Source organism: Inquilinus limosus DSM 16000 (assembly GCF_000423185.1).
Taxonomy (GTDB): domain Bacteria; phylum Pseudomonadota; class Alphaproteobacteria; order DSM-16000; family Inquilinaceae; genus Inquilinus; species Inquilinus limosus.
This window is the reverse complement of sequence record NZ_AUHM01000047.1, coordinates 1-18,416: the sequence shown is the minus strand read 5'-3', so window position 1 is coordinate 18,416 and position 18,416 is coordinate 1. Positions and strand designations below refer to the sequence as shown.

General features: G+C 70.1%; 21 protein-coding genes. 6 read left to right on the top strand and 15 right to left on the bottom strand.

Translation table 11 applies throughout. The annotated features are described in order from the left end of the window. Window positions 1-8 precede the first annotated feature (8 nt). On the bottom strand, window positions 9-1,505 hold the full coding sequence (locus G537_RS0128420; RefSeq protein ID WP_026872965.1) for an amidase: 1,497 nt from the start codon (window positions 1,503-1,505) through the stop codon (window positions 9-11). Between the two features lie 167 nt (window positions 1,506-1,672). Here G537_RS0128420 and G537_RS0128415 point away from each other — a divergent pair, with 167 nt between their 5' ends. Both G537_RS0128415 and G537_RS0128410 read left to right on the top strand, forming a co-directional pair. Beyond that, window positions 1,673-2,368 carry a helix-turn-helix domain-containing protein gene (locus G537_RS0128415; protein WP_026872964.1) on the top strand — a complete coding sequence of 232 codons (696 nt, stop codon included), beginning with the start codon at window positions 1,673-1,675 and terminating at the stop codon, window positions 2,366-2,368. 40 nt (window positions 2,369-2,408) lie between these two features. Continuing rightward, entirely contained in the window at window positions 2,409-3,236 is an 828-nt protein-coding gene (locus G537_RS0128410; protein ID WP_026872963.1) for a universal stress protein, read from the top strand. On the opposite strand, the gene G537_RS0128405 is transcribed toward G537_RS0128410, so the two are convergent. The 7 genes from G537_RS0128405 to G537_RS0128375 form a co-directional block, all read right to left on the bottom strand. Next, window positions 3,233-4,441: an MFS transporter gene (locus G537_RS0128405; RefSeq protein ID WP_026872962.1), complete on the bottom strand. Its 1,209-nt coding sequence runs from the start codon at window positions 4,439-4,441 to the stop codon at window positions 3,233-3,235. The two genes, G537_RS0128410 and G537_RS0128405, sit on opposite strands and share 4 nt — an antisense overlap. A gap of 34 nt (window positions 4,442-4,475) precedes the next feature. Further along, window positions 4,476-5,438: an arginase family protein gene (locus G537_RS0128400; RefSeq protein ID WP_051249246.1), complete on the bottom strand. Its 963-nt coding sequence runs from the start codon at window positions 5,436-5,438 to the stop codon at window positions 4,476-4,478. A 28-nt stretch (window positions 5,439-5,466) separates the two neighbouring features. Further along, window positions 5,467-6,732, bottom strand: a complete 1,266-nt coding sequence (locus tag G537_RS0128395) for an NAD(P)/FAD-dependent oxidoreductase (RefSeq protein ID WP_026872960.1) — start codon at window positions 6,730-6,732, stop codon at window positions 5,467-5,469. Window positions 6,733-6,837: 105 nt separating this feature from the next. Further along, a complete protein-coding gene (locus G537_RS0128390; protein WP_026872959.1) occupies window positions 6,838-7,440 on the bottom strand; it encodes an ATP-dependent Clp protease proteolytic subunit in 603 nt (200 codons plus the stop codon). Then, complete coding sequence (locus G537_RS40410) at window positions 7,428-7,925, bottom strand: SRPBCC family protein (protein ID WP_034853339.1); 498 nt, start codon at window positions 7,923-7,925, stop codon at window positions 7,428-7,430. The genes G537_RS0128390 and G537_RS40410 overlap by 13 nt, the downstream gene beginning before the upstream one ends. After that, a complete protein-coding gene (locus tag G537_RS0128380) occupies window positions 7,918-8,235 on the bottom strand; it encodes an ArsR/SmtB family transcription factor (RefSeq protein WP_026872958.1) in 318 nt (105 codons plus the stop codon). The genes G537_RS40410 and G537_RS0128380 overlap by 8 nt, the downstream gene beginning before the upstream one ends. Before the next feature lie 79 nt (window positions 8,236-8,314). Beyond that, a complete protein-coding gene (locus tag G537_RS0128375) occupies window positions 8,315-9,781 on the bottom strand; it encodes an MFS transporter (RefSeq protein WP_026872957.1) in 1,467 nt (488 codons plus the stop codon). A gap of 141 nt (window positions 9,782-9,922) precedes the next feature. Here G537_RS0128375 and G537_RS0128370 point away from each other — a divergent pair, with 141 nt between their 5' ends. Continuing rightward, the gene (locus G537_RS0128370; RefSeq protein WP_245579150.1) at window positions 9,923-10,534 is read left to right on the top strand and encodes a TetR/AcrR family transcriptional regulator; all 612 of its coding nucleotides are present in this window, start codon (window positions 9,923-9,925) and stop codon (window positions 10,532-10,534) included. A 181-nt stretch (window positions 10,535-10,715) separates the two neighbouring features. On the opposite strand, the gene G537_RS0128365 is transcribed toward G537_RS0128370, so the two are convergent. Genes G537_RS0128365 through G537_RS42480 form a run of 5 tightly spaced genes read right to left on the bottom strand, consistent with a single transcriptional unit; the run spans window position 10,716 to window position 13,383 of the window. Beyond that, complete coding sequence (locus tag G537_RS0128365) at window positions 10,716-11,426, bottom strand: response regulator transcription factor (RefSeq protein ID WP_026872955.1); 711 nt, start codon at window positions 11,424-11,426, stop codon at window positions 10,716-10,718. Beyond that, window positions 11,416-11,784, bottom strand: a complete 369-nt coding sequence (locus G537_RS0128360; protein WP_211230543.1) for a response regulator — start codon at window positions 11,782-11,784, stop codon at window positions 11,416-11,418. The genes G537_RS0128365 and G537_RS0128360 overlap by 11 nt, the downstream gene beginning before the upstream one ends. A 23-nt stretch (window positions 11,785-11,807) precedes the next feature. Continuing rightward, complete coding sequence (locus G537_RS0128355) at window positions 11,808-12,443, bottom strand: response regulator transcription factor (RefSeq protein WP_211230542.1); 636 nt, start codon at window positions 12,441-12,443, stop codon at window positions 11,808-11,810. A gap of 2 nt (window positions 12,444-12,445) precedes the next feature. Next, window positions 12,446-13,084, bottom strand: a complete 639-nt coding sequence (locus G537_RS0128350; RefSeq protein WP_026872952.1) for a sensor histidine kinase — start codon at window positions 13,082-13,084, stop codon at window positions 12,446-12,448. Beyond that, window positions 13,081-13,383 (bottom strand): hypothetical protein, encoded by a 303-nt coding sequence (locus G537_RS42480; RefSeq protein ID WP_051249245.1) that lies wholly within the window; start codon window positions 13,381-13,383, stop codon window positions 13,081-13,083. The genes G537_RS0128350 and G537_RS42480 overlap by 4 nt, the downstream gene beginning before the upstream one ends. On the opposite strand from G537_RS42480, the gene G537_RS40405 reads away from it, so the two are divergent. Further along, a complete protein-coding gene (locus G537_RS40405; protein WP_034853336.1) occupies window positions 13,373-14,548 on the top strand; it encodes an acyl-CoA dehydrogenase family protein in 1,176 nt (391 codons plus the stop codon). The two genes, G537_RS42480 and G537_RS40405, sit on opposite strands and share 11 nt — an antisense overlap. Before the next feature lie 221 nt (window positions 14,549-14,769). On the opposite strand, the gene G537_RS0128340 is transcribed toward G537_RS40405, so the two are convergent. Next, window positions 14,770-15,561: a phytanoyl-CoA dioxygenase family protein gene (locus G537_RS0128340; RefSeq protein WP_026872951.1), complete on the bottom strand. Its 792-nt coding sequence runs from the start codon at window positions 15,559-15,561 to the stop codon at window positions 14,770-14,772. A 365-nt stretch (window positions 15,562-15,926) separates the two neighbouring features. Between G537_RS0128340 and G537_RS45230 the strand changes: the two genes are divergently transcribed. Beyond that, window positions 15,927-16,367, top strand: coding sequence for a response regulator (locus G537_RS45230; protein ID WP_081689106.1), 441 nt, complete (start codon window positions 15,927-15,929; stop codon window positions 16,365-16,367). Window positions 16,368-16,429: 62 nt separating this feature from the next. After that, a complete protein-coding gene (locus G537_RS0128330) occupies window positions 16,430-17,983 on the top strand; it encodes a PAS domain S-box protein (RefSeq protein ID WP_342665238.1) in 1,554 nt (517 codons plus the stop codon). Between the two features lie 226 nt (window positions 17,984-18,209). Here the strand turns inward: G537_RS0128330 and G537_RS40400 are convergent. Further along, window positions 18,210-18,416: transposase (locus G537_RS40400; protein ID WP_034853332.1), on the bottom strand; the 207-nt coding region annotated here is incomplete at its 5' end.

Below are 18,416 nucleotides of genomic sequence, written 5' to 3'. Positions count from 1 at the left end.
CCCGGGGCCTATTCCCAGGTCATGAAGCCCGACGCCTCGTGCAGCGGCCGGGCGGCGGCCAGCGCCGCCAGGTCCGGCACCGGGCGGCGCAGCCGCGGATCGGAGGCGCAGGCCGCCTCCAGCGCCCGGGCGACGCCGAGGGTCAGCGCATCGCCGCCGCGCGGGCCGACGATCTGCAGACCGAAGGGCATGCCGGCCTCGTCGACGCCGAGCGGCAGGCTGATCGCCGGATGGCCGGCCAGCGTCACCGCATAGGCGAGCGCGAGCCAGTGAAAGTAGGAGCGCGTCGGCACGCCGTCGATCTCGGCCGGGTACGGCTCCGACCAGGGCCGCGGGCTCAGCGTGATGGTCGGGCTCACCAGCACGTCATGGGTCTCGAAGAAGGCCTGGAAGGCGCGGTAGATGCGGGTCTGGGCGGCCGCGGCGCGGGCATAGTCGGACAGGCTGTAGCCGAGCCCCTCCTCCACATTCGCGCGCACGTTGGGGCCCAGCATCTCCGGCCGCTCGCGATAGGTCTTCTCGTGCATGGCGAGGAAGACCGAGGCGCGCAGCACCGCAAAGGCGTCATCCGCGCCGGCGCAGTCCGGCGTCGCCTCCTCAGCCGCCGCGAACAGCGGGGCCAGCGCCGCCACCCGGCTGCGGAACACCCGCCGGATGTGCCGCTCCGTCGGCGCGAAGCCGAAATCCTCGGTGAAGGCGAGGCGCAGCGATTTGAGATCCAGGTCGGGAATCGTGGCCCAGCGGTCCGGCCGGCCGCGCACCGCCTCGCCCGGCAGCGTGTAGGCCAGGGGATCGCGGCTGTCGTCGCTCGCCATCACCGACAGCATCAGCGCCGCATCCGCCACCGTCCGGGCCATCGGGCCGTCGGTGGACAGCCCCGACCAGCCGACGCCCCGCTTCTCGCTGGCCACCAGGCCGTAGGACGGCCGCATCCCGACGATGCCGGAGAAGCCGGCCGGGTTGCGCAGGCTGCCGCCGGTGTCCGACCCGGTGGCCAGGGGCGCCATGCCGCAGGCCAGCGCCACCGCCGAGCCGCCGGAGGAGCCGGCAGCGGACTTCATCGGATCGAACGGATTGCCGGTGGCGCCGTAGACCGGGTTGCGGGTGTTGCCGCCCGCCGCCCATTCCGGCGTGTTGGTCTTGCCGATGATGATCGCCCCGGCCGCCCGCAGCCGCGCGACACAGCCGGCATCCGCCGCCGGCACATGCCGGGCGGAGATCGGGCTGCCATAGGTCGTCCGCAGGCCACCGACATCCTGGGTGTCCTTGACCAGCAGCGGCAGGCCGTGCAGCGGGCCCAGCGGCTCGCTGCGCATCACCGCGGCCTCGGCCGCCCGGGCCGCCGCGCGGGCGCCGTCCGCATCCAGCACGACCACGGCGTTGACCGCCGGGTTGACCGCGCCGATCCGGTCCAGGCAGGCCTCCAGCACCTCCACCGGGGACACCGTCCGGGCGGCGATCTGCCGGCGCAGATCGGTCGCTGTCAGATCGCAGAGGGCGCTCATGGCTGGCCTCGGTCGCTTCGAATTTTCCGATCATACGCAAGTTTTCAAATTCGGAAAGTCATTGAGCGTCTAGTGATCAAAAATGGATCCGCTCTCCCCATATGTTGCCCAGATCGCTTCCAGACCCGTAAAATTGGATGTTTCGGAAAGGCCCGGGGAGAGAACGGATGACACGTCGCCAGACCGGCAGCGATGCCGCGCGGACGCAGCTCGGCGACTGCCTCAAGGCCGCGCGCCAGGCCCGCGGGCTGACGCTGAAGCAGGTGGCCGAGCGCACGGGCCTCGCCCTCTCCACCCTGTCGAAGGTGGAGAACCATCAGATGTCGCTGACCTACGACAAGCTGCTGCAGCTCACCACCGGGCTCGGCATGGAGATCGCGGAGCTGTTCCACCCCGCGGCGCCCGCGGCGCCGGCCCCGCAGATGGTCACCGCCCGGCGCAGCATCAGCCGGGCCGGCCAGGGGCAGATCGTGGACACCCGCTACTACACCTACGGCTATGTCTGCACCGACATCGTCGGCAAGCGCATGGTGCCGATCACGGCCGTGATCCGCGCCCGCACGCTGGAGGAGTTCGGGCCGTTGCTGCGCCATGCGGGGGAGGAGTATTTCTTCGTCACCTCCGGGCGCGTCGCGGTCCACACCGAATTCTATGCGCCGGAGGTGCTGGAGCCCGGCGACGGCATCTATCTCGACAGCACCATGGGCCACGCCTATCTCAACGCCGGCGACGAGCCGGCCCGGGGCATCTGCGTCTGCACCGCCGAGACGCCGGACCTCTACCAGCAGCTGCGCGACCTCGCGGTCAACGGTGCCGCACCCGACGGGCCGGACGCCGAAACGCTGGATCGCCGCCGCCTATAGGGGGACAATGCAGCCAGACCCCGAGAGCCCCGGAGGCTGCATGACCATCCAGCATCTGCTCGTCCCCCTCAGCGGCCATGCCGGCGACCGCGCCGCGCTCGACGCGGCGCTTCTGGTCGCCAGGCGTTTCGACGCGTCGGTCGAGGTGCTGTCGCTCCGCCCCGACCCGCAGCGGGTCCTGGCCTATACCGGGGCCGAGATGGCGGTCGCCACCAGCATGCTGCTGGAGGGGGCGGAGAAGGCGTCGAAGGAGGTCGCGGCCCGCAACCGCGCCGTGTTCGAGGCGGCGGTGGCGGAGGCCGGCGCCGGGCCGGAGGTGGAGTACCGCGAGGACACCGGCAGCGAGACGGCCGCGATCGGCCACCGCGGCACCGTCGCCGACCTGATCGTGACGCCCGGCCCGGGCCAGGACCCGAACGCCAGCCGGGCGGTGCTGGAGGCGGCGCTGTTCGAGACCGGCCGGGCGGTGCTGATCGTGCCCGGCCCGGTGCCGGAGGATTTCGGCGACCGCATCCTGGTCGCCTGGGACGGCGGCAAGGAGGCGGCGCGCAGCGTCGCCGCCGCCCTGCCCTTCCTGGAAGCGGCGACGACGGTCAGCGTCTACACCCGCGACGAGGGCGAGGACCGCTGCACCGCGGCCGAGCTGGTGCGCTATCTCAGCCGCCACGGCGCGCCGTCGAACCGGATCGCCGACGACGACCCGAAGCAGTCGGTCGATGCCGCCATCCTGACCGCGGCCCAGCGCGCCAATGCCGGGCTGATCGTCATGGGCGGCTACAGCCACAGCCGGTTCCGCGAGATGATCCTGGGCGGCGTCACCGAGCACATGCTGTTCCACGCCGACCGCCCGGTGCTGATGGCGCATTAGCGCGCTGCGCGCCTCGGCAGCAGCAGCACGGCGCCGGCCAAGCCGATCACGGTGAAGCCGGCGCCGGCCAGGAAGGTGGCGCCGGACCCGATCCAGCTCCACAGCCCGCCCGCCAGCGCGCTGGCCAGCAGCAGCGCCAGCCCGCCGACCAGGTTGAACAGGCCGAAGCCGGTGCCGCGCCGGTCGGCCGGCACCGTCTCGGCCACCAGCGCCGCCAGCAGGCCCTGGGTCATGCCCATATGCAGGCCCCACAGCGCGGTGCCGGCCAGCACGGCCCACAGCCCGCCGTCGAGGGCGAGCACGAGGTCGGCCGCGATCAGCACGCCGAAGCCGAGGACCAGCAGCCGCTTCGGGTCGTGACGGTCGGCCAGCACCCCGGCCGGATAGGCGGACAGGGCGTAGGCGATGTTCATCACCACCAGCACCAGCGGCACCAGGGTGGCCGCCAGCCCGGCCTCCTGCGCCCGCAGCACCAGGAAGGCCTCGCTGAACCGCGCCAGGGTCAGCACCGCCGCCACCGCCACGACGCGCCAATAGGCGCCGCCGAGCCGGCGCAGCTCGTCGCGATGGATCGGCGACCGCGGGGCCTTGGCCGGCCTGGCCGTGTCCGGCTCGCGCACCCCGCCGATCAGGATCGCGACCGAGATCACGGCCGGGATCACCGCCAGCCAGAACACCAGCTGGATGTCGCCGCCGCCGGCCAGCATCAGCCCGATCGCCAGCAGCGGCCCGGCGAAGGCGCCGACGGTGTCGAGCGACTGGCGCAGCCCGTAGGCGGCGCCGCGGATCGCGGGCGGCGTCAGGTCGGCGACCAGCGCGTCGCGCGGCGCGCCGCGGATGCCCTTGCCGACACGGTCGACGAAGCGCGCCGCCAGCACCAGCCCGGCGCTGCCGGCCAGCGGGAACAGCGGCTTCGACAGCGCGCCGAGCCCGTAGCCCAGGACCGCCAGCAGCTTGCGCCGGCCGAACCAGTCGCAGAGCACGCCGGAGAACACCTTGACGATCGAGGCGGTGGCCTCGGCGATGCCCTCGATCAGCCCGATCACCGCGGCGCTGGCGCCGACCGTGGTCAAGAGGAAGACCGGCAGCAGGGCGTGGATCATCTCCGACGAGACGTCCATGAACAGGCTGACGAAGCCCAGCATCCACACGCCGCGCGGAATCGCGGCCCGGCTCTCCGGGCGGACGGGGCTCTCGGCGGTCATCGGATGCTCCGGTCGCGGCGGTCAGGCGCCCGATCTAGGGCCGGCGGCGCGCCGCGGTCAACGGTTCCAACCCCTCGGCCAGCATGCCGACCAGGCCGCGGGCATAGGTTCCGTCCGGGTCCAGGTCCGGATCGTAGATGGTCACGTTCAGCCCGATGCAGCGGGGCGAGGCCAGGAAGCCGCGCAGCAGCGCTGCCAGGCCGCCGTAATCCAGGCCCGGGCTGCCCGGCGAATCCACCGCCGGCATCACCGCCTGGTCGAGGATGTCGATATCGAGATGCAGCCAGAACGGGATCTCCGGCGTGCGGTCCAACACCGCGAAGCTGCGGCGCAGCGCCTGCTCATGCCCGAGCTCCAGCAGCTCGAACATGTCGATCCGGGTGATCGCGGTGTCGTTGATGTCCTCCCAGCCCCAGTCGGGGTCCCGGTCTTCGCGCTCGCCGATCTGGATCGCCCGCTCCGCCGGCACCAGCGGGTCCGGGACGCCGTCCCAGCGCAGCATCAGCGGGTCGCCGAGGCCGATGGCCAGCGCCAGGTCCATGCCGGCGGCCGAATGCAGCGGGATGTCCGGCTCGTAGTTGCCCGGATGGCGAAAGTCGCTGTGGCCGTCGAGATGGACCAGCGACAGCTCGGAATGCCGGCGGGCGCCGGCCAGGCAGCCGATCAGGATCGAGCAGTCGCCGCCGACCACCACCGGGAACAGCCGGTCGCGCAGCGCCGCCTCGACCGCACCGGCGACCTGTTCGTTGAAGCGGCGGATGGCCGGGCCGTTGCGCAGCACAGTGCCGGGCGGTTTCTCGGTGCTGTAACGCGGCCGCTCCAGGTCCACCGTCCGCACCGGCCCCAGCCGCGCCTCCAGCCCGGCCCGGGTCAGCGCCTCCGGCGCCCGCCAGGTCCCCGGCTCATGCCCCGGCCGCAGCGGCCTGAGCCCGAGATTGGACGGCGCCCGGATCAGGGCGGTGCCGGCGATGCCGCCGGCGAGAACCGTGGTCCCCATGGTCGTTCCCCCTTCTGAGGCGGGGCCCCTACTCCTCCCGCCCCCTTCCGGTGATCAGCCGGGCGCTGCGCTGGCCGGTGGTGTAGATCCACAGCCAGCTCAGCGCCACGGTCAGGCGGTTGCGCAGCCCGATCAGGAAATAGATGTGGGCGATGCCCCAGATCCACCAAGCCAGCCAGCCGCGCAGCTTGATCCAGCCGAAATCGATCACCGCGGCGCGCTTGCCGATGGTCGCCAGGCTGCCGGCGTGCTTGTAGCGGAACGGGCCGGGATCCGGCTTGCCGGCCAGCCGCGCCCGGATGGTGTCGGCCACGTGGCGGCCCTGCTGCTTGGCGGCCGGGGCGATGCCGGGCAGCGGCCTGCCCTGCCAGGCGTCCAGCCGGGCGGTGTCGCCGACCACGAAGATCTCCGGATGGCCCGGCAGGGTGAGGTCGGGCGCGACCATGACCCGGCCGGCGCGGTCCGACTCCGCCCCCAGCCAGATCGCGGCGGGCGAGGCCTGGACGCCCGCGGCCCAGATCACCGTCTTGGCCGGGATCCGCTCCGCCCCCAGCGCCACGCCCTCGGCGTCGCAGGCCGTCACCGCCTGGCCGGTGCGGATCTCGGCCCCCAGCCGCTCCAGCGCCTTTTGCGCGTAGTCCGACAGGTCCTCCGGGAAGGCGGCCAGCACCCGAGGCCCGGCCTCGACCAGCAGGATCCGCGCCTCCTTCGGGTCGAGGGCGCGGAAATCCTCGGCCATGGTGTGGTGCGCCAGCTCGGCGATGGTGCCGGCGATCTCCACCCCGGTCGGGCCGGCGCCGACGATGACGAAGGTCAGCAGCGCCCGGCGGGCCGCCGGATCCGGCTCGGTCTCCGCCCGCTCGAAGGCCGTCAGGATGCGGCGGCGGATCGCGGTGGCGTCGTCGATGTCCTTCAGCCCGGGGGCGAAGGGCTCCCAGTCGTCATGGCCGAAATAGGCGTGCCGGGCCCCGGTCGCGACCAGGAGCGTGTCGTAGGGCACCCGCTCGTCGCCGAGCTGCACCGCGCGGCCGGCGACGTCGACGCCGGTGACCTCGCCCAGGATGGTCCGCACCTCGGGCCGCCGCCGCACCAGGTGGCGCACCGGCCAGGCGATCTCCGACGGCGCTAGCGAGGCGGTGGCGACCTGGTACAGCAGCGGCTGGAACAGGTGGTGGTTTCGGCGGTCGATCAGGGTGATGTCGACCGGCGCGCCCTTCAGCCGGAGCACCGCCTCCAGCCCGCCGAAGCCGGCGCCGATGATGACCACACGATGACACGCTGCGGATCCGGTCATGGTGAACCTTTCGCCCAGGAACTCGCCCACCGTCCGATATTGCGGTGCAGCGGGCAAGAACAAGGGCGCCGGCCCCGCGACCGATGCGGATCCGGCTTGAAGGCCTTATGCTGCCTCCTCCCGGTGCTCGTAGATATGATCGACGATGCCCCAGGCCTTCGCCTCCTCGGCGGTCATGAAGCGGTCGCGGTCGAGCGTGCGTTCGACCTCGTCATAGGTGCGGCCGCAATGCCTAGCGTAAAGCAGATTGATCTGCCGCTTCAGCCGGACGATGTCCTCGGCGTGGCGCTCGATGTCCGAGGCCTGGCCCTGGAAGCCGCCCGAGGGCTGGTGCAGCACCACCCGCGCGTTGGGGAGGGCGATGCGGCGCCCGGGCGCGCCGGCCATCAGCAGGAAGGAGCCCATGGATCCCGCCGTGCCCATGCAGACGGTCGACACCGGGCTCTTGATGTATTGCATCGTGTCGTAGATCGCGAGGCCGCTGCTCACCACCCCGCCGGGCGAGTTGATGTACATCGCGATCTCCTTGCGCGGGTCCTCCGATTCGAGGAACAGCAGCTGGGCGCAGACCAGCGCCGACACGCCGTCGTCGATCGGGCCGTTCAGGAAGATGATCCGGTCGCGCAGCAGCCGGGAGAAGATGTCGAAGGCGCGCTCGCCGCGGCCCGACTGCTCCACCACCATCGGCACCAGGGTCATGCCGCCCATCGCAGCCCCCCGCGAACGGCCATGGCCCGCGGCCGCATCGCCGCGCGGCGGCCGGAACCTCGTCGTGGTGCCGGCACGCCGGCCGGCAGCGCCGTCGCCCGGGCGCCGATGCGGAAGCCGCTGTGCACGATGCGCAGGCGGGTGCCGCCGGCCGCGGTGCGGTCGAGGGTGAAGGTCACCACCGTGTCCAGCGCCCGGCCGCCGGCATCGCTGTCGCCGTCGCGGCCGCGCCAGCTGTAGCGCAGCAGCCGCGGCGGCTCCGCCGCCAGCACCTCGCAGTCGATCGGCTTCTCCGCCCCCGGCCCGCCGCGCAGGGTGAAGCGCCGCCCCTCCTCCGCCCGCCCGATCCCGGTCCGGGCGTCGTTCGGCAGCAGCCAGGCGCCGAGGAGGTCCGGCTCGGTCAGCGCCCGCCACACCTTCTCCGGCGGATGCTCCAGCTCGCAGTCGACGGTCACGGCGTCGGCCGGGTCGGGCTTCTCATGCATCGTCCATGTCCTCGAGCAGGGTCTTCAGGCGGTCGACGCGCTCCGGCCAGAAGGCGCGGTAGCGGTCGATCCAGTCCAGCAGCGGCGCCAGCCCTTCCGGCGTCGTCCGGTAATAGGCGAAGCGGCCCTCGCGCCGCTCGGCCACCAGCCCGGCCCGGCGCAGCGCGGCGAGATGCTGCGAGATCGCCGGCTGCGACACGGCGAACCCGGCCTTGAGGTCGGAGACGCTCATCTCGCCGTCGGCCAGCCGCTCGAACACGGCGCGGCGGGTCGGGTCGGCCAGGGCCTGGAAGATCTCGGGCGCGGTCATGCGGACATATAAGCCGACACTTATTCGATTCGCAACAAGGGACAGGTGCAGGCGGTTCACGCCGCCTGCATCCGGCCCGTCATTCCGGCAGCTTTCTCGGCAGCCAGAGCCACGCGATGATCCCGACCGCGAGCGAGAGCAGCCCGCCGGCGCCGGCCGCCACATGCAGGCCGGTCAGGAAGGCTTCCTTGGCGTGCAGCACCGTGTCGGCGGCCAGGTCCGGCCGGTCGAGCGTTTCGTCGAGCGTGCCCGCCACATCGGGGCCGAGCAGCCGGAAGCTGAGCGCGGCCAGCGAACCGAGCAGCGAGATGCCGAGCGCGTTCCCCAGCTCGTTGCTGGTCTCGGCGATCGAGCCCGCGGCGCCGGCGCGCTCGGCGGGGACCGCCGACACGGCGACCTCCGCGACGAGGCTGAAGGAGAGGCCGTATCCGACGCCGGCGACCATCGTCGAGGCGATGAAGGCCGCGACTCCTCCTTCCACCGTCGTGAGCAGCAGCAGGAGGACGCCGGCGCCGATCAGCAGATGCGTCGCCACCAGGGCGGGCTTCCGGCCGATCCGCTCCACGATGCGGGCCGTCCCAACGCATGTCGCCGTCAGCACGACCGCGCCCGGCAGGGTCAGCAGCGCGGCGGTGAAGACGTCGAAACCGAGCACCGATTGCAGATAGATACCCGAGAGATATCCGGTGGCGGACCAGACGACCAGGGACAGGAGGCCGGTCAGGATGGCAATGGAGAAGATGCGGTCGCGGAACAGGCCGAGGTCGAGAAGCGGAGCGTCGATCCTGGTCTGCCGGCGCAGGAACAGCGCGAGGGCGAGGATGCCGACGATCCCGGCCGCGGTCTGCGGTGGCGTGACGCCATAGGCGGCGGCGGTCTTGATCGAATAGGTGAACAGCAGGATGCCGGCGAAGGACAGGAGGAGGCTCGGCGCGTCGATGCGGCCGTAGCGTGTCGTCCGGACCTCCCGCAGCAGGATCGGCGCGGCGATCAGGAAGGCGAGGACGACCGGGACATTGATCAGGAACACGGCGCCCCATTCGAACTGCCGCAGCAGCATGCCGCCGATCACGGGCCCGATCGCGAACCCGGCGGCGAAGGTGGCCGCGAAGATGCCGATGGCCTGCGCGCGCAGCCTCGGGTCGGGAAAGAGGGCGCTGACGATGGCGAGGCCCGAGGGCAGCAGCGTGGCGCCGCCCAGGCCCATGAGGGCGCGGAAGGCGATCAGGCTTTCGGGCGTCTGCGAGGTGGCCACGCCCAGCGAACCCGCGCCGAAGACCGTGGCGCCGATCATGATCAGCCTCAGCCGGCCGTAGCGGTCGCCGATATTGCCGAAGGCGATCAGCAGCGATCCGACCACGAAGCCGTAGATGTCGAGGATCCAGAGCGCCTGGTCGGCGGTCGGGGTGAGCGCGGCGGTCACGCGCGGCATGGCGAGGTAGAGAATCGAGCCATCCATGGCCACGATCAGGACCAGCGGCAGCACCGCCATCAGCCCCAGCCAGGCGCTTCGGTCGGGTGCGCGGGCAACGCAAGCGTCGGTCATCAGGCAGACATCCTCTGTGTACGGCAGGCGCAAGGCGTGCCGCTTCGCCCGCCGGCAGCACAGTGCCGGCGGTGGTTGCGATGGAAGGGTGGCGTCTATATACTTAAAGTAACCTACTTTTGGTATATAGCGATGTCAAGCATGCCGGAGAGACGCCGGGACGCGCCGAAGCGCCTCCGCCTCAGCCGCGAGGAGCGGCTGCACCAGCTCCTGGACGTCTCCTGGCGTCTGGTGCGGGAGGAAGGGACGGATGCCCTGACACTGCCGCGGCTGTCGGAGGAAGCCGCCGTCGCCAAGCCGGTCGTCTACGACCATTTCAGCACCCGGAGCGGCCTGCTGATCGCCCTCTACAAGGATTTCGACGCGCGCCAGACGGCGGTCATCGACGCGGCGCTCGCGGCCCGCGAACCGACATTGGAGGGGACGGCCCGGGTCATCGCGGCCGCCTATGTCGACTGCGTCCTCGAGCAGGGGCGCGAGATCCCCGGCCTGCTGGCCGCCCTGGCCGGTTCGCCCGAGCTGGAAACCGTCAAGCGGGAGTATCAGCAGGTCTTCATCGGGAAGTGCCGGCAGGCGCTGGCCCCGTTCATCGGGCCGCGCGGCATAGCGCAGGCCGGCTTCTGGGCCATGCTCGGGGCCGCCGACGCCCTGTCCCATGCCGCCGCGCTCGGCGGGATCACGGCCCGGCAGGCGGAGGACGAGCTGTTCGAGACGATCGTCGCGATGATCGCCCGAAGCCATCGCCCGGCATGAAGGGCGTCAGGGGCCTGCGGCTGCGCAGTCGAATGTGCCCGGCCCGTCCCTCGGTATCACCCGCTCTGGCCGTTCGTCCGATGAACTCGGCTCGGTTGATCCGCTATCGTGTCACGGCACGCGGATCTCCCCCGATCCCGCTGATGTCCGCCGCCCGCCGCTGTCCCTGCCCCCGACAGGCTCAGGTCGAGCGGAGCCGTTCCGGGCCGCACCGTTCGCGCATCGGCGCGGGCAGCGTTTCCCATGCCCGGATCAGCTCTCCGACGGAGACGGCCCCCATCTTGCGCATGACGTTGCTGCGATGCAGCTTGACCGTCATTTCGCTGATGCCGAGGTCGAAGGCGATCTGCTTGTTCATGCGCCCGTGCGCCACCTCGCGCAGGACCTCGCGTTCACGCGGTGTCAACGTATCGAGGCGCTCGACGGCGCGGCGCGTGATCGCGGCCTTCGCCCGCCGCGCGGCATCCATCGCGACGCCGGCGGTCACCGCGTCCAGCAGCGTCTGGTCCCGCACCGGCTTGGTCAGGAAATCCACGGCGCCGGCCTTCATCGCCTGGACGGTCATCGGGATGTCGCCATGCCCGGTCAGGAAGATGATGGGCTTGGGGTCGCCGTTCTGGGCCAGTTGACGCTGCATGTCGAGACCGCTCGCACCGGGCATCCGCACATCGAGGATCAGGCAGCCGGGGCGGTCCAGGACATCGGACTCCAGCAATTCGCGGGCCGAGGCGAAGCAGGCCGGCTGGAACCCCGCCGACAGGATCAGCTCCGACAGCGCCTCCCGAACGCGCATGTCGTCATCGACGACGATGACCAGCGGCTGCTCCGCTTCGCTGTCCCGCTGCGGCGACGACGGCGCCGACCGCCGCGGGGGCATCCGTTCAACCCTCATGCTTACCCTCCATCTCTCGATCGCTCACGGCGTCGCCCACGGCGGTCAGCAGGGCGCGGAGGTCGAAGGGCTTGCGGAAGAACCCGCTGCTGCCCTGGGCGCGGCCCTGGTCCGCGATCTCATGTCGGCCGGTGATCAGGAACACCGGCAGATCCGGGCGCGCCTTCCGCACCCGGTCCCGAAGCTCGAAGCCGTCGATGCCGGGAATCCCGATGTCGGTGATCAGCACATCCACCCCCGACAACCCGCTGGCCAGCAGCGATTCCGCCGACGGATGACAGCGCACCTGGTAGCCGGCGGATTCCAGCAGGTCCTCCAGCGACTCGAGCAGTCTCGGATCGTCATCGACCACCACCACGACAGGCCTGCTTCCGCTCACGCTCAACTCCCTCCCGCCCGGCGTGAATGGGTGATCGGGATCTCCAGCCTCTCGGCGATCCGCACGAGATCGGCGAGAGACGCCGCCGCCATTTTCTGCATCACGTTCCTTCTATGGATCTGCAGCGTGACCTCGCTGATCCCGAGTTCGGCGGCGGCCTGCTTGTTGAGAAGGCCGCTCACCACCAGCGGCAGCACCTCGCGCTCGCGCGGCGTCAGATCGAGGTAGCGTCGCCTCAACGCGGCGAGCTCGGCGCGCTCCGATCGCTTGTCCCGATCCTGGGCGATCGCCGTCCGGACGGCGGACATCAGGTCCTCATCGCCGAACGGCTTGGTCAGGAAGTCCACCGCGCCGTGCCGGATGGCGCGCACCGAGGACGGGATGTCGCCATGCCCGGTGATGAAGACGATCGGCGGATGATCGCCTTCCGCAATCTGCCTCTGCAGATCGAGGCCGTTGATGTCCGGCAGTTCGAGATCGAGGATGAGGCAGGCGGGGGCGTCCGGCTTGTCGGCGCCGATATAGTCGCCGGCCGATCCGAAGGCGAGGGCCCGCATGCCGTACGATTCCAGCAGCTCGCCGAGCGCCTCCCGGATCCGCGCATCGTCGTCCACGATGTAGACGATCGGGTCATCCATCGTCATGGCGCCGCCGTCGGGTCGAGGGGCAAGGTGAAGATGAACGTCGCCCCCTGCGGTTCGTTCCTCTCCGCCCACAGCCGGCCGCCGTGCGACTCGACGATCGAACGGCAGATCGCCAACCCCATGCCCATCCCGTGCTCTTTCGTCGTGAAGAACGGCTCGAAGATCCTGTCGGGAAATTCGACTCCGCGGCCGTGATCGCTGACCTCGATCTGGACCACATCCCCCACCCGGCGCACGCGCAGCCGGAGAAGCCTGTCACCCGCGGCCGAGTCCATCGCGTCCATGCCGTTGCGGATCAGATTGATCAGGACCTGCTGAAGCTGGATGCGATCGAAGGCGGCCACGGGGGGGCCGCTCTCGACCTCGACGTCCAGGCGGACGCGGCGCCGCGCCGCCTCCTCGGCCATGAGCTCGCGCGCCTCGGCGACGACGCGATCCAGCGCCGTGCAATCCCGCGTCCCCGTGGACTGCTTGAACAGGGCGCGGACGCGGCTCACCACGTCGGCAGCGGCGTTCGCGTCGCGGATGATGCGCTCCACCGTCCGCTGCGCCCGCTCGAGATTCGGCGGATCCGCCGTAAGCCAGCGCTGGCAGGCGTGCGAGTTCGCCACGACGGCGGCCAGCGGTTGGTTCACCTCGTGCGCGATGGAAGCAGAGAGCTCGGCAAGGCTCGCCGCCTGGCTCGCCCGTGCCAGGCCCTCCCGCGCGGCAGGTCTTCAGGGTGAGCCAGATGCCGGGCCAACGCTTCGAAATCCTCAATGTGCTCCGGCGGCGCACCGACCTGCTCCAGATATCGTTTGCTGGCGGAGGTGATCTTGCCCGAAGGACCGAAGCTCAGGATATTGACGGGCACGGCGTCGATCATCTGCTGCAGCTGCCGCGTGCTGTTCCGCAGCGCCTCCTCGATGCGCAGCTGATCGTCGATGCGTCCCACCGCCGCCAGGCTGGACCCGATGGCGGCGGCCGATGTGATCGCCCGGGGCTCGCCTCTCTGGGAGTACCTGGCGCGCTTCGACGATCTCGGCATCAACCCGGCCTGGCTGGCGAAGCTCGGACCGCACCGTCTCAAGCGCATGCTACCGCTCGTGTTCGAGGAGCTGGCCTATGGCGATGCTGGGCTCGCCGTCGCGGCCTTCACCTCGAAGATGGCGGCGGGGATCGCCGCGACCACCGGCGATCCGGAGCTGGTCGAACGGTTCGGCCCGCTGCGGGGCTGCTGGATCGCGATCCTGGCGGACAGAGGGTCGGACGCCATCGACCATGCCGGGTTCGAGCTGGCGAAGGGCGCCCGGCAGTCGGAGGGCAGCCTGCGCGCGGTGGTGCGCGGGTCGGAGGTGGTCCTGAACGGGGTGTCCTCCGACTGGATCTCCTGCGCGCCGATCGCGGAATGCGCCCTGATCCATTGCCCTGCGGATTACGGTGACGGAATCGCGAGGCCGGACGGCGGGGTGTCCGGCATCGCTCTCCTGGTCCCGTTCGACCTGCCGGGGGTCGAGCGCGGCCCCCCGGTCGAGAAGATCGGCCAGCGCACGCTGCCGACCGGGCACGTCCGGTTCAGCGATGTCCGGGTCCCTGCCCGCTATATCGTCCGGGGCCGGGACGAGTTCTATGCCTCGTTCGCCGCCACGCACACCTCCGGCGCCATGAACGTCGCCGCCATCGCCGGCGGCGTCGCCAAGGCGGCCTTCGACTGCGCCCTGGAATACGCCCGGTTGCGCGAACAGGGCGGGGCGAAGCTGATTGCCCATCAGCATGTGAGATGGCGGCTCTGGGAGATGTGGCGGAAGCTCGAGATCTGCCGCGCCTCCGTGCGTCGGGGCGTGGCCTACAATTTCTCGGAGGAAGGGCCGCATCTTCTCGCCTCCATCACCGCCAAGACGACGGCGACCCAGACCGCCTTCGTGGCGATGGAGGCGATCCAGATCTTCGGCGCCAACGGGCTGTCGCGGAACCATGTCGTCGAGCGGCTGCTGCGCGACATCACCGTCTGCCTGATTCAGGGGGGCGAGAACCATTCCCTCGGCCTTCAGGGCGGCAACTGGCTGCTGCATTCCCTGAACGCCGACGACCGTGAACCCGGCGGTCGGGCGAGCGGCTGAGCAGATCGACGCCGGCGGCTGTTCTCGCACCTCCCTGAGATCATCCGGGAGAGGCCGATCTTGTTTGTCGAGGGTCCGGGCTCGAAGCTTGACGGCTTTGCCTCTGGTCCAGAGGCCCGCCCCGACATCGGCGGAAAGCAGAATGAGTCCCCCCTCCCCTCGCGGGAGGGGGTAGGGGAAGGGGGTTTTCGACACCAGGACCGGCCTGAACCTTTCCCGCTCTAGAGCGTCAGCCCGCAAGCCTGACGGATGGCGACCTGCACCGGCGATGGCGGCAACGCCGGGTCGAACTCGCCCCTCGGCAGCAGCGGCGGCTGCGCCATGAAGCGCGGCCGTCGCCCGCGGTGAGGCTGCGCGGCATGGACGAGGAAGGGATGGCACAGATAGACGGTGCCGGCCGTGCCGGTCGCCAGTTCGACCTCGCAATCCTCCGTCGACCGGTAGCCCCCGGCGGAAAGCTGCCGGAGCGTCGCCCCCGCCTCCCCATAGGGCAGCAGTTCCCGCGCGATGGTGGCGTGCGAGCCTTTCCGGATTCTCGTGGGCGCGTCGTCCGGGCCGACATCCGAGAACAGGAAGAGCATCAGCAATGCCCGCCCGCTGCTCTTCACATTGGCGCGCCACTCCATGAAATCCGGAGTGCCATCGCCGAAGCTCATATCCACATGCCAGCCGTCGTCGCCGGGCGGCTCCGGTGACGGAAAGCGGATCGGAAAGCTTCCGATGGCTTTTGGCGCAAGCCATCGCCCCTGGCCGACGAGTTGGTCGTAGGCCCTGTGCAGGGCCGGCGTGTTGGCCGCCTCGACGAAAGGGGGCGAGGCCTTGAACCCCACCCGCAGGACGGGCCGCGTCCAGCGTCCCGGTTCGTCCGGCGACAAACCCATCTCCGCCCACAGCTCGTTCCGGCATTGCGCCGCCAGGTCGGCGCCGAAGGCGTTTTCGATTTTGACGAAACCGTCCGCAATGAAGTCCTGGACCTGACGGGACGTCAGGCCGGTCTGTCCGATGTTGGGCATTGCATATTCTCCCGCTCGGCATCCGCATCGGCGGAGCCGGTTTGACCTGATCGGCGCAGATGCGCCGGAACGACTTGGGCCGTTCAGATCAGCGGGAAGAATGTAGACATGAACATCATGGCGGAACCATAGGCGGCGGCAGCAGGAGGAATCAAGACAGAGGGGATGTGCCATGCTGAACAGGTTTCGGCGTATCGGACTGCTATGGCACGGTCGGCACAACAAATGTTATCGCAAATTAAAAAATGTATAAAACCGCAGATCGGACTGTATATCACCAATTCACATCACATTCGGCTTTCAATATTGAGTGAGCACTGATAGCTTCAAATCTTAATAGACAATATAGTCTTGGAGGATCGGCCATGCGGACGCACTCGGGACTCCAGCACATCGCATTTGAACGGGTGGCCGTTGCGCAGGCGCTCGGCACACGACCCAGGCCGCGTGCCGCCGCGCCGAGGCGCATGCTCGTGGTGGAGGACGATTTCCTGCAGGCCGAGCAGGTGGCCGAAGGTCTCCGGTCCATGGGGCTGGAGCCTGTCGGCCCGGCCAGCAGCCTGGACGCCGCATTGGCGCTCGCCGAGACGCAGGAGCTGCACGGCGCCCTTCTCGACGTGCGCCTGCAGCGCGGGCTCCGGGTCTATCCGGTGGTCGAGGTGCTGTGGCGCAGACGGATTCCGTTCTGCTTCATGACCGCCTATTGCGAGGACCGGACCAGCGTGATGCCGGCGGAAGCCGTGCTCTACAAACCATTCTCGTCGACGGCGCTCCGGTCGGTCGTCCGCACCTTGCTGGATGCGTAGGTGCGCCGGCCTCGCCCCTCGACGACGGCGACCCATATGCCGGAACCGCTCGACCGGCCCGGATGCCGTCTGGCCTCGTTGCTTCCCACCGAATGTGGGACTACCGTCTAAACGCGCCCTGCTCCGCAGACGACCGCAGGCAGCGGCAGGCTCCGACCGAGGGAAACCTGATGACCGGTTCGCGTGGGTCGGCCGAGCCCGTGTTCCTGGCGACGCGGTTCAAGCTCGGCCGGCTCGCGACCGAGCTGCAGTGGCAGTCCCTGCTGCGGACCCTTCCGGTCGCCGTCTACATCACCGACCCGGACGGCTGGATCGTCTTCTACAACGAAGCCGCAGCGCTGCTGTGGGGCGTCCGGCCGGAGATCGGCGAGGCCAGATACAACGGCGCCTGGAAGCTGTTTCAGCCGGATGGGACGCCCCTGCCGCACAGCCGGACGGCGATGGCGCAGACGCTTCGTGAAAGGCGGCCGATCCTCGGCGTCGATATGATCGCCGAGCGCCCCGATGGCAGCCGGGTGCATTTCACCCCTTATCCGACGCCGCTGTTCAATGCCGCCGGCGAGTTGACCGGGGCCGTCGACATCCTGATCGACATCACGGAGCGGCATCGGGCGGAGCAGGCGGCGCAGCACCTCGCCGCCATCGTGGAATCATCGGACGACGCCATCCTGGCGAAGGACCTCGACGGCACGATCACAAGCTGGAACGGGGGCGCGCAGCACCTCTTCGGCTACACCGCCGAGGAGGTTGTCGGCAGGCCGATCATGATCCTGGCCCCTCTCGACCGCCATGACGAGGAAGCCCGCATCCTCGCCCGCCTCCGGGCGGGTGAGCGCATCGACCGCCTCGAAACGGTGCGGCGTCGCCGGGACGGCAGCCTGGTCGAGGTCTCGCTGTCGGTGTCGCCGGTCAAGGACGCCCATGGCCGTATCGTCGGGGCCTCGGCGATCGTGCGCGACATCACCGAACAGCGGCGGGCCCGGGAACGGCAGGCGATGCTGCTTCGGGAGATGAACCATCGGGTGAAGAACCTGTTCGCGCTGGCCAGCGCCGTGGTGAGCCTCAGCGCCCGATCCAGCACGGGCGGGGATCAGCTGGCCGAGGCCGTCCAGGGGCGCCTCCATGCCTTGTCCCGGGCTCACGAGCTCACCCTCGCCGACATCAAGCACGCGAAGGCCGACACCCCGGCCTCGCTGCATGCTTTGATCCGGACCATCGTGTCGCCCTATGAGGGCCTGGCGGGGCAGCGGGTTTCGATGTCCGGACCGGACGTCGCCGTCACGGGTCATGCCGTCACCGGGCTCGCGCTCGTCTTCCACGAGCTTGCGACGAATGCGGCGAAATACGGCGCGCTCTCGGTTCCGGGCGGGCAGGTCGAGATCACCTCGGCCTCGAATGCGGACCGGCTCGATCTCGGCTGGGTCGAGCGCGGTGGCCCGCCGATCGCGTCGGCACCGGAGACGGTCGGCTTCGGAGCCCGGCTCGCGGACGGCACGATCAAGGGCCAGCTGCAAGGCAGCCTGGATCGCCATTGGCATCGCGATGGGCTCGAGATCCGCATCGCGATCCCGTTGTCCCGGCTGTCGGACGAGCCTTCCCGCTCGGCTGGATCGTAACGGCGGCGATCCGCCGCTCCGGCTTCCGGCCGTGAACGTGATGTCCAGTTGCGTTAACTCGCGATCATGTTCATGATATGTTCCATGGATATGGCGCAGAGCGATGGCGAGGCGGGCGAGGCCCGGCCGTCCGATCCCGACCGAGGCTGTGTGGAAACGCGTGTTTGGTGAGGGCAGGTGGGGGTGTCGGCGTGCTACCGGCAAAGCAGATTGGGCAGATCGGATATCAGGCCCGGATCGCCTGGAGGCCGCCGACGCCGAGGATCGAGATCACGCGCTTGAAGTTGTAGGCGAGGACCTGGAGGCTCATCTCGGTGCTGACCCGCTGTAATCCTCGGGTCAGGAAATGGGTGGCGCCCATCCAGGCTTTGAGGGTGCCGAACGGGTGCTCGGCCGTCTGTCGGCGGACGCGCATGGCGTCCGGCGTCCGGTC